Raw genomic sequence first — 12,509 nt, 5'->3', positions numbered from 1 at the left:
TTCTCATCATCCATGTCAGGCTTCATGCACTTCCACCGCTCTCACCGGCTCCGGCTCGGCATCCTGGGTGAAGAACTCTCTTAGCTCGCGGTTGCGATAGGCTATAAAACCAACAACGAATAGACCTGCACCAGAAATTACAGCGATATAAGACCAATCCATACCTTCCAGAGCAGCACCGTATACCCACATGCCAACAGGCACGGCAATAGTAGTCACCGTATTGACCACCCCAAGAATACTGGCTCTGATCCGCTCGGGAATATAAATTTGCACATAGGAGAGCATAGGAATATTGCCCATCGTATTAAGCGCACCCGTCAGCGCCAAGACAATCATATAACCGGCCATCAGCGTAATCTTTGCGCTCATATCGAAGATCGGCCATTTCGGAAACATCCACATGGCAATAACGAAGCCTTGCAGCTGAATCAGAATGAAAATTTTATTGGTAATAAAACGATTAATCTTGGGCACCGAAACAATGATAGCTCCAATAATCACGCCTACCGCTAATGCCGCTTCAATGAACGACAGCTGCTGAGGCGTCATATCCAGCGCTTGATAGACAATAAAGGGCAGGATTAGCGAAACCGCCGGCGCGATGACAAAGTTAACCACGACGAAGATCGACAACAAGTACTTAATCGCAGCACGCTGCCTGATGTACTGGTACACCTCCTTCAAGCTTTCCACATAAGGCTTGATCTCCCCCAAATGCTCCTTGCGGGATGAGAATTTCAGCGCCATATTGAGAAATCCGGAAAGGATGAACGCAACCCCTTCAATCAAGAAAATTTTCTCCAGGCCGAACTTACTATAGGCGACAGCCCCGAGCACGGGCCCCAAAATACTGATCAGGGCCCCTATGCTCTGGTTGCTGGAATTCACCGTAGCTACCCGTTCGGGAGCAACGATGTTGGGCACAGACGAATTGATCGTCAGTGTAAAGAACGCCTGGAGCGTGCTCATTATCATCGCATACACGATAAAGAGCAGGATGCTGTCGTGGTAAAATTGAAACAGCAGCATTAACAGTAAAATCGATGTGCCGCTAAGGAAGTCGGTCGTGACCATAATTCGCTTTTTATTGCTGCGATCCACGAACACCCCGGCGAAAATATTGACAAAGATGCCCGGAATATAAGTAAAACTCAATACAAGGGCGAACATGCTCGCTGAACCGGTCAGATCGAGAATATACAGACTGAGCGCAAAGCGGAAAATGGACGTTCCCAACTCCGTAATTAAGCGGCTTAAACTGAAGATCGCAATATTTCTTGTGTCTCTCATAGTTTTACACCTTTCAGTTGTGCAGAGGCATCCCCCTTAACCTGTTCCCGGGCAGCCTCATCCAGCATGCTCCGGATGGATTCGCAGCTCTCTTCCACGGGAAGCGCCAGCGTAATATGAATATGGTTGCCCTGATGCCAGGTCATATAGAGAATCCGGTTTGGATCGTCGCAATTCACGCCTTCTGCATCCAAATATTCTAAATCTGCTTCTCCGCTCAGCTCACCCAGATAATTGAAATTGACAGGCATCTCCTCGAAGGCGGCGAGCAGAGCATTTCTCGCTTCCGCAAAATCCGGATCTATCGATTCGTTATATAGCAGATTCGCAAAATGAATGTTGTAGTCCGAGGCGGTTTGCAGCTTCTTGCTGACCAGCTTGCTCTGCATATCCATATCCTGCTTAAGGTCCAGCAGCAGGGGAATGTAATCAATACATTCGCCAACGATATCAAAATATGCGGCCTCCCCGTACTGTCTTCCGAAATGAGTCATCCACATCGGAATCTGCTCCACGCCCAGATATGCGCTAAAAAATGCAGCAAAAATGCCCATCGCCAGCTTCCACTTGCTCTCTGCATCCTTATGCCCTTCCGCTAGCAGCTCTAGATTGATGCTGTGATTGATGACCGTTATCTGCGCCGGTCCGTCCCCGCTTCGCGTTTGCATGGCCGCGGCGATCTGCCTTGCCACCGTCCCGAAATTCCGAAGGTCATAGAGCTCATAAAGCTCCTTGGCCGATATTCCTTCCGGGCCTCGGCTAATTTGCGCTATGAAGTCCGTAAATGTCGCACCCTGTTTCGGCTTGACTGCCTTCCCTTGGCGGAGAAGCTCATAGCCTTCGATCACTTGGCTGCGGAGGACTTCATTGCTCATATAATCGAAAATGGTGTGGGAGAACGGAAGCAGCAGCAAATATTCCTTCACACTCTGCTTAACCAGCAGCACACGGTACATGAGTGGATCCTTGTCCGAGTACGGCTTAATAAAGAACCTGTTCATGAGCGACTTCAAAATATCCGTCTGCGTACCCTGCTCGAATGGGGAAATATCGATCATGGGCAATTCAAGCTGTTGCGGGCGCTCATGCAGCCGCCAGTATCCTTCCTCATTTCCATCTCTTTGAACCAGCACACTGCGCATCACCTCTTCAGCGGATACAATTTGCTGAAGCGCCTGGCGCAGCAGATCCGGCTGAATCGCCTGATTCCATTTCACCATCGTTCCCGACACGTCTTTGTGCTTGAAATGATACATTTGTGAAGGTGAAATTCCGTATTCCTTTACGACCTGTTCGCCCGTAACTCCCTGCGCATAGAGCTCCTGCATGTGCCAAATCTGCTCAAGCATGCCATCGACCCAGGCCGCCGCTTCTGTCTGCAGCAATTGCAGCCGAGCATTCAGCTCCTCCCGGCTCATGCTTGGATGCCTTGTATCCTCATTCAGTTCCCTGGCATCGAGCAAATAATGCGGGTGCAGACGCTCATCCAAATGCTCGGCGATCAACGTCTCCGCTTCCTGCTTCAGCGCATCATCCAGACCAACGATATGAACGATGGAATATTCCTCGTCCTCAACGAAGTAGGTCTTCCACTCGCAGGATCGCTGGAGACGGCCGCTGAGCCACTGCTCCGCCTGCCGGACATCCGTAATCCGCTGCTTCTCGTCTGGAGCCAGACGCTGCGCATAAGCCGACAACTCGGCTGGAGTCTGATGAGCAAAAACCTGGTTAATGCTGATGTTCCAACCACGCTCGGCCAGCTTCGATACCATTTGCATCGCTTTTAACGAATGGCCCCCAATGGCAAAGAAATTATCGTGGACGCTGATCCGCTCTATGCCCAGAATTTCCGACCAGACCTGAACGGCCATCTCCTCGTGCTCATTTCTTGGAGCGGTGTACTCCACATCGCCTCCCTGGTATTCCGGTTCAGGGAGCGCTTTGCGATCAACCTTGCCGTTGACGTTCAGCGGCAGCACCTCCATGAATACGAATGCGGACGGAATCATATAGTCGGGCAGCTGCTGGGCCATATATTCCTTAACAGCTGGAACGGTCAACTCTTCATCGGCTACTACGTAAGCACAGAGGAACTTGTTCGTTTCTTCATATTCCTTAACGAGAATGACGACTTCCTTGACCGCCGGATGGTTAAGCAGAACACTTTCGATCTCGCCAATTTCAACTCGAAACCCTCTGATCTTAACCTGATTGTCCATTCTGCCAATAAACTCGATGGAGCCGTCAGGAAGCCATCTTGCCGCATCCCCCGTCCGATATACCCGATCCCCTGGAACAAAAGGATTGGGAATGAATTTCTGCCTGGTCAGCTCTTCATTGTTCATGTATCCGCGGGCAACACCGTCCCCGCCGACCCAGAGCTCGCCAGGCACGCCGACCGGATTCAGGTTTCCGTATTTATCGACGATATATGCCATTGAATTGCTGATCGGCGGACCAATCGGCACGCTTTTCTCATACGCTTCTTCGATGATGAAGCAGCAGGAGAACGAGGTGTTCTCCGTAGGACCGTACCCATTTACCACGGTCAACTGTCCGCAATGCTCCCTCACAAGCTGGATATGCTTCGGGGAGAGAATATCTCCGCCGACGATCAAGTAGCTAACCGTACGGAACATATCCGGCTTCTGCTGGGCGAACTGGGTAAATAGCGGCGATGTCAGCCATAGCATCGTGATGCGATGCTGCTGAAGCACGGATTCGACCCGGATCGGATCCAGCAGTGTAAATTTATCGACCAGGTACAGGCGTGCGCCATTCAGCAATGCTCCCCAAATATCAAACACGCTGACGTCGAATACCGGAGCCGCTGTCTGCAGCACGCGATCCTCTTTTGTGAAGCGCACATAATTCGTATTCCTGACCAGCCGGGCGACGCCGAGATGCTCGACCATAACCCCTTTAGGCAGTCCCGTCGATCCCGAAGTATACATCACATAAGCGAGATGACCGGGGTTCGTCTCATGGGGGAGATTAGGCGCATCAAGATTGTCCAGCTGCTCGTGTTCCAATACGACGGCTTCCACGCCATCTATCGCTCTGTCTGCGTAACAACTGCGGGCAAGCAGCACTTTGGCCTCGCTATTCTTAAGGAAATATTCGACCCGGTCCATCGGATAATCCGGATCTATCGGAAGATAAGCGCCCCCTGCTTTCAGAATCGCCAGCATGCCGATGATCATTTCCAGCGTGCGATCTCCGATAATCGCCACAATCCGGTCAGGGCCAACTCCCTTGTCCCGCAATATTGCGGCAAGCTGGTTCGCCTTGGCATTAAGCTCGCGGTAAGTCAGCTCCGTATCGCCATGGACCACTGCAATGCGGTCTGCCTGCTGTTCCGCCTGCTCCTCGAACAGCTCATGGATCGTTTGGCGCGGATAGTAAGTTGCCGTATCATTAAAGTCTGCGATAATTTGCCGCCGCTCCTTCTCCAGCAGCAGACCGATGTCACACAATTTAATATCCATGTCTGCCGTAACGGCCCGCAAAATTTGAACATAGTGCGCAATCAAGCGCTCAATCGTATCTTTGCGGAATAGCTTGACGGCATATTCGATATCCAGACGGATCTCCGCTCCCTCTTCTGCCGCCGTAACCATCAAATCGAATTTGGACGTGCCGTTGTCGAACGGGTATGGCTTCATACGCAAGCCATCCAGCTGAATCTCCTCGACCCCGACATTATCCACGGCAAACATCGTGTCAAATAGCGGATTGCGGCTTACGTCCCGCGCGACCTCCAGCTTCTCCAGCAGATCCTCGTACTGGATCAGTTGATTCTCGAACGCCTGCAGTGAATGCTCCTTCACTTCCTCCAGGAAATCCCCGAAGTGCTTATGCCCTTCAGGCTGAGTACGGATGGCTAGGGTGTTAACAAACATCCCTATGATGCCCTCCAGTTCCTTCCGCTCCCTGCCTGCGGTCGGCGTACCGACGATAATATCCTCTTGGTTCGCATATTTGGATAAGAGGATGTTATACGCGGCAAGCAGGAACATATACAAGGTAGTTCCCGTCCGCGCAGCCGCTTCAAGTATGCGAGAGCTTAAATCACTATCCAGCCTAACCGTCAAGCTATCCCCCTCGAAGCTCTGCATTTGCGGACGCGCATAATCGGTAGGTAGCGTGAGCACCGGCAATTCTCCCGCGAAGCGCTCCAGCCAGTATTGCTCCTGCTGGCGATAGGCTTCCGATTGAAGCATTTTATTTTGCCATACCGCATAATCCTTATATTCCACCCGCGCTGCAGTACTGCTCTGCTCTTCGCCGCCGTACAGCTCGCTTAGCTCCTCAACCAGCAGGCGAACCGATTCTCCGTCCGAGATGATATGATGCATGTCGATCATCAGAATATGCTTGTCCGCACGAAGGCTTGCCAGCCCCACGCGAATTAACGGCGCCTGCTGCAGATCGAAAGGCTGAACAAATTGCCGGATGGCCTCCTTGATGCGAGCAGGCTCATCCATAATGGCCATTTCCCGGATCTGAAATACGACCTCTGGATGGATGACTTGCACCAGCTCGCCCTCTTTAAGCGCAAAGGAGGTCCGGAAGGCTGCATGCCTGCGGATCAAGGCATCGAATGACTGCTGCAGCCTGGAGCGATCCAGACTTCCAGACAGCTGCAGGACAAAAGGCATATTATACGCTGTTCCTGCCCCCTCCAGCTCGTTCAAAATCAGCAGACGCTTTTGCGCTGAGGATACCGGGTAATCCTCCTGATCGGGGATGCGTTCAATTTCCGTGTATCCCTGCCGCTCCAGCGCATCGATCCCCGCAGCCATCTGCTCCAGAATAGGGTGGCGGAAGACGCCGCTTAGCGGCAGGTCAACTTGAAAAGCTTCCTTAATGCCGGCGGTCAGCGCCGCCGCCTTCAAAGAATGCCCGCCAAGCTCGAAGAAATGGCTATGCGCCCCGACTTGCTCCACCCCGAGCACATCAGACCAAATCTCAGCCAGTCTCTGCTCCGTTTTACTGCGCGGCGGAACATGGTTATCCGCTGCAGCGGAATGGAAGTCGGGCTGCGGCAGCGCATGGCGGTTCACTTTGCCGTTCGCGGTTAATGGCAGTTCATCCAGGAACACATAATGGACTGGAAGCATGTATTCCGGCAATTCCCGGGCCAGGTGCTCTCTCAGCTCCCGTACCGGCCATTCCCGGGAAGCGGCAATATAGGCGCATAACTCTGTTTCTTGCCGCAGGTTCTCTATCGCCAGGACAACAGCCTCCTTGATCCCCGCCTGCTTCAGGAGAACATTCTCTACCTCGCCCAGCTCGATGCGGTAACCGCGGATTTTAACCTGTTCATCCATCCGGCCTAAATACTCGAGGTCGCCTTCCGGCAGCCATCTGGCCAAATCTCCGGTTCGGTACATTCTTTCGCCGGGATAGAATGGGTCACTCGTAAACTTCTCCGCCGTCAAATCAGGCCGGTTCATATAACCCCGGGCCAAGCTGTCCCCGGCAACGCAGAGTTCGCCAGGCACCCCAACCGGGAGCAGCTTGTCATTGGCATCCAGGATATAGACCCGCACATTGTCGATCGGCTTGCCGATCGGAATATTATCGTACTCTCCCTTGACCTTGAATGCCGACGTCACGATGGTGTTCTCCGTTGGCCCATAGTTATTGACCAGCTCATAAGGCGTCGGACGATATACTCTGAGTTTATCTCCCCCCGTAATCAGCATGCGCAGCGAGTCGTTGTCGAGCTGGATGAACTGCTCGCAAACCGCCGTCGGTAAGAAGCTGATGGAAATACGGCTGTTGTTGTAATATTCCGCTAATAACCGTACATCGTATCGAATTTCCTCCGGAATGATGTGCAGCTCGCTGCCTGACAGGAGGGCCGGGAAAATCTCCCACACCGAAGCATCGAAGCCGAATCCGGCATATTTCGTACATTTGTCCGCGGCCGTCAGCTGGTAGTACGTCTGGTACCAGCTGGTCATATTCAGCAAGGAACGATGCTCGATCATAACGCCCTTCGGTTTCCCCGTCGAACCGGAGGTGTAGATGACATAGGCCAGGTCGGATGGCGAGGCCTCGACAGATGCCAGCGGTGGCGTTGATGTAGATGGCGATGAGGACGTCGTTGGTGTTGGCGTTGATGATGTTAATGTAGATGAAGGCAGCGGCCCCGCTTCCCTGGACGTAACAAGCACATCCTCCAGATCAATCGCTTGAATATGCCTTCCAGTGATATGAACCTTCATATCTGGAGCAAGCATATCTTTCGCTTGCAGCAGCCGGCTCTTAGTCAAGAGCAGGCCAGCATTGCTATCCTCCAAAATATAAGCGATGCGGTCGGCCGGATATTCATGGTCGATCGGCAGATAAGCTCCGCCTGCCTTTAGCACGGCTAGCACGGCAACGATCATTTCGATCGAATGCTCAGCCATAATGGCCGTAATTTCGCCCGGCTTGACGCCAAGCTCCCGCAGCATTTGAGCAAACCTGCCCGCCATCTCGTCCAATTGCCGATAAGTGAACCGCTCCTCCTTAAATACGAGGGCGATCTGTTCCGGCGTCCGCCCGGCCTGTTCCGCAAACAGTTCATATACCGTCCGGTTGCGCGGGTATTCGGTACGGGAACCATTAAAATCAACCATCATTTGCTGCCGCTCCTCTGGCGACAGCAATTCGATATCGGCAAGCTTCATCTCTTTATCTGCAGCAATGACTCGCAGCACCTGGACAAAATGCTTCAGCAGCCGTTCAATCGTAGCAGCCTTAAACAATTTGACAGCATACTCTGCGTCGATGAACATGCCTTGCTCCCGCTCGACCACCGTCAAGGTCAAATCGAACTTGGACATTCGGCCATCCCAAGAGCAGGATTGCACGGCCAGTCCAGTTAACTCAGCCTCCTGAATATCGATGTTCTGCAAGGTGAATACCGTATCGAACAGCGGATTGCGGCTCATATCCCGCCGTAAGCCGAGCTGCTCGATGAGATCTTCGTATTGGTAGTCCTGATGCTCGAAAGCCTGGAAGGCCGTTTGCTTCACCTCATTCAGGAAATCCCCGAATGTCTTCTGCGCTCCCGGCTTCAGGCGCAAAGCCAGCGTATTGACGAACATGCCGACCGTATGAAGCACGTCTGCATGGGTTCTGCCCGCCGTCGGAGAGCCGATCACGATATCCTCCTGAGCCGAATACTTAGACAGCAGCACACTGTAAGCGGCAAGCAAAACCATATATAAGGTGGCTCCCGTTTCATTAGCAAGCTGCTTGAGCCGGGACGACAGTTCCTGGTCGATTTCTGCGGAGGCAACCGCTCCCTCGAAGCTTTGAATTTGCGGACGCGGGTAATCGGTCAGCAAATTCAGTACCGGAGGCTCCTCGGCGAACTGTTCCAGCCAGTAGCGCTCATGCTGCTGCAAGCCCCCGGAGCCGAGCTGCTTATTTTGCCAGACGGCAAAATCTTTATATTGAATGCGCTGAACACCTAAACGCTCCAAGCCTTGACCGTTGTACAGATCGCTGAATTCCTTCACGATGACGCTGATGGAAGAGCCGTCAGCGACAATATGATGGATATCAATGACGAGCACATATCGCTCCTCCTGGCGTTTGGCGAGAGCGGCCCGCAGCAATGGAGCCTGGCCAAGATCGAACGGCGTGACCAGTTGATCGACGATATCCTCCATATTCTGATCAGGATGAACGTCCAGCAGCTCCATCGTAAAATCAACGCGGTCATGAATTCGCTGAACAGGCTCGCCCTGAAGGAGGGTAAAGGAAGTCCGCAAGGGCTCATGACGCGCAATCAACGCTTGAAACGCCTCTTCCAGCCGCTTCACATCAAGCCTGCCCTCGATTTGCATCACAAACGGCATGTTGTATGCGGTATCCATGCCTGTCATTCCATTTAGAATAAACAGCCGTTTTTGCGCCGAGGACACGGGATAGTATTCAGCCGCCGGGGCAGGCTCGATAACTAGTGCGGGATCAGAACCCGCTTCCTGATTCCCGCCAATGCGGGCCGCCATGTCTGCAAGTACAGGGGTCTGGAACACATCCGCCAGCGGCAGCTGAACCTGAAATTGCTTCTTCACTTCCGAAACCAGCTTCAGGGCCGTCAAGGAGTGGCCGCCCAGCTCAAAGAAATGATCATTCACGCCGACAGCAGGCACGCCTAGCACATCGCTCCATATGTCAGCGAGCTTCTGCTCCGCCTCATTGCGCGGGGCAACATAGATCCCTTCATATGCTGCGCTCTCCTCCGGCACGGGCAGAGCTTGGCGGTGAACCTTGCCGTTCGGGGTCAGCGGCAGCTGATCCATGAATACCCAATGGGAAGGAATCATGTAATCAGGAAGATAGCCCGCCAAATATTGCCTGATTTCCGCTGCACCCAGTTCACCCTCGCAGACGAGATAAGCACATAGGGCCTTGCTGCCTTCGCCTTTGTCCCATACCGTGACGATCGCTTCCTTCACGGCCTTGTGCAGCTGGATCCGGCTTTCAATCTCCCCGATTTCAATGCGGAATCCCCTGATTTTCACCTGATGATCCAGCCGGCCGATGAACTCGATCGTACCGTCCGGGAGCCAGCTTGCTGCATCTCCCGTGCGGTAAACACGCTCACCTTCCGTAAACGGACTGGCCATGAATTTCTCCGAGGTCAGCGCCTCGTTATTGATGTAGCCCCGAGCCACACCGTCGCCCCCGACCCATAGCTCGCCCGGCACACCGACGGGGCATAAGTGCCCGTATAAATCGACGACATAAGCCGTAGAATGAGCAATCGGCCCGCCAATCGGAATGCTCTTCTCCTCCTGCGAAGTAATCGTATAGCAGCAGGAGAAGGTCGTATTCTCGGTCGGTCCATACCCATTGATCAGCGTCGTGCCCTTGCACTGCTCCGCCACCTGTTGAATATGCTTGGGCGAGAGGGCATCTCCGCCGACAATCAGATAGCGAAGCGGCTGGAACAACTCCGGCTGCTGCTGGGCCAGCTGATTAAACAGCGGGGAGGTGAGCCACATCGTCGTAATGCTGTATTCGCGAAGCGCTTGGCCCAGCTTCTCTGGATCCAAGATCGATGTTTTGTCGATAATATACAGCTCCAGCCCGTTTAGCAGCGCGCCCCATATTTCAAACGTGCAGGCATCAAACACAGGAGCCCCCGTTTGCAGGATGCGATCCCCCGGCCGAAACGGAATGTAGTTCGTATTCTGGACAAGACGAACCACATTCTGGTGCTCGATCATAACCCCTTTGGGCCGCCCCGTTGAACCTGACGTGTACATGACGTAGGCCAAATTTGCAGGCTTCACAGGGTTCTGCCTCACCTGGAGCGGCGGCTCATCAAGCTGCTGGTCCAGATTGGAGGCAGGCTCCCTTTCCGGCTCGTTCTCATCAAGAATGATCACCTCAGCTTCACTCGCCAGGCGTTCCGCGTAGCATCGCGGAGTAACAACCCATTTCGCCTGGCTGTCGAGAAGCATATATTCAATGCGGTCGGCAGGGTATTCCGGATCGATGGGCAAATAAGCGCCCCCTGCCTTCAAAATCCCCAGCATGCCGATCACCGTGTCCGCGGAGCGCTCCCCGACCAGGCCGACGATCTGATCGGGGCCGACTCCTCTGCTGATGAGCCTGGCTGCAAGCTGATTGGCTTTATCGTTCAATGCTTTATATGTCAGATTTTTACCGTGATGAACGATGGCAAGATTTCCGGGAACTCGCTCGGCCTGACGCTCGAACAATTGCACGATGGTCTGGTCCCGCGGATACTCGCCTGCCGTGTCGTTAAACCTGTGTAAGATTAACTCTCGTTCCTCGGCCGTAATTACTGAAATATCCCGCAGAAGCACATTCGCATTTTGGCTGACCGTATTCAGCACTTGCTCATAATGCTGGAACAAGCGATCCATCGCCGCCTGTTCATAGCGGGCCGCATTATATTTGAATTTGACCTCAAGGCCTTCATTCGGCATCAAAATAAGATTGAAATCATAATGCGTCTGTTCAAAATCCTCCAGTTCGCTAATAGCGAATGGCTCTTTCGCCTCTGCTTCGTCCAGCGGATCCGCACTCACCGGATAGTTCTGAAAGGCGTAAATATGATCGATTAGGTGCTGTTTCTTGGTTGATAGGGACTGAATTTCTGCAAGTGGATAAAAATCGTAGTTTTGCGTCTCTAAGGAGGTGAGTTGCACTTGTTGAATGAGAGAAGAGAAGGTTTGGTCGCCATGGAAGGTAATCCTGATGGGAACGGTGTTGATGAACAGCCCGATCATTTGCTCAACCCCGTCCACTTCCGCCGGCCGGCCGGAGGTGACGGAACCGAAGACTACATCCTCGGTTCCGTTGTAACGGCCTAACAGCAGCGCCCAAGCGGACTGGAGCACCGTATTCAGCGTCACTTGATGGGCTTTGGCCACCTGCTCCAGCCGCTGAGCCGTCTCCTCGCTGATTTGATAGCTGCGATCGATTTGATCATTCGCCTTCTGGCGCATCATGCCTTGGTCGTGATGCGCCTTACCGTCCTGGCGCCGAAGCCCGAAAGAAGGCAGTTTAATCGCCGAATCATAGCCTTTCACATAATCGGCCCAATAACGGCGGGCCTCCTCGCGATCCTGGCGATCCAGCCACTGGATGTAGCTAGCGAAGGGAGGCGCCTCATCCAACTCCAGAGCTGCGCCCTGGCTCAGCGCTTTATATACATCGAACAGTTCCTGCACGATCGTTTTCAAGCACCAGCCATCCATAATGATATGATGATAGCTCCAAATCAGCTTATAACGACGCCCCGCTTGCTGATCTATTTCCTGATCCGTTTGCAGCACAGCCGCCCGCAGCAGCATATCCTTCGCCAGGTCGAAGCCCTTCTTCTGATCAGCCTCGATGAAGCGTTGTATATATAGCTCCTGCTCTGCCTTGTCCATTTGGGATATATCCTCGTAAAGAACGGACATGCTGCGCTTCTTGAATATAATCTGCTTCGGATTTTTCATATTTTCATGAAGGAAGTTCAGCCTTAGCACATCGTACTTGTCGATCAGAGCGTTAAAACTTCTCTCCAGCAGCCCGACGTCCAGCTGCCCTGTGACGGTACAGGCAAACTGTTCGAAATAAGCCGTGGACTCCGGATTCAAATAGGAATGAAAGAGCATTCCCTCTTGCATCGGCGTCAGGTTGCATACCCCGGCGATTGACAGCTTTTCGTTCATGACCATCCCTCC

The 12,509-nt window shown here is 53.0% G+C and carries 2 protein-coding genes; both read right to left on the bottom strand.

Annotated features, from left to right (window positions below):
• Window positions 1-15: 15 nt before the first annotated feature.
• Window positions 16-1,293, bottom strand: coding sequence for an MFS transporter (locus tag MKX50_RS02325; RefSeq protein ID WP_213590885.1), 1,278 nt, complete (start codon window positions 1,291-1,293; stop codon window positions 16-18).
• Window positions 1,290-12,497 (bottom strand): amino acid adenylation domain-containing protein, encoded by an 11,208-nt coding sequence (locus tag MKX50_RS02320; RefSeq protein ID WP_339158297.1) that lies wholly within the window; start codon window positions 12,495-12,497, stop codon window positions 1,290-1,292. Before MKX50_RS02320 ends, MKX50_RS02325 begins: the two co-directional genes overlap by 4 nt.
• Between the last annotated feature and the right edge of the window lie 12 nt (window positions 12,498-12,509).

This window comes from Paenibacillus sp. FSL W8-0186 (assembly GCF_037969765.1).
GTDB classification, from domain to species: domain Bacteria; phylum Bacillota; class Bacilli; order Paenibacillales; family Paenibacillaceae; genus Fontibacillus; species Fontibacillus woosongensis.
Note: the sequence above shows the minus strand (reverse complement) of the source record. Positions and strands in the feature narration are given on the sequence as shown.

Bases quoted from the DNA above. Each gene is read 5' to 3' on its own strand.
- MKX50_RS02325 (WP_213590885.1), bottom strand. From the start codon at position 1,293: ATGAGAGACACAAGAAATATTGCGATCTTCAGTTTAAGCCGCTTAATT.
- MKX50_RS02320 (WP_339158297.1), bottom strand. From the start codon at position 12,497: ATGAACGAAAAGCTGTCAATCGCCGGGGTATGCAACCTGACGCCGATG.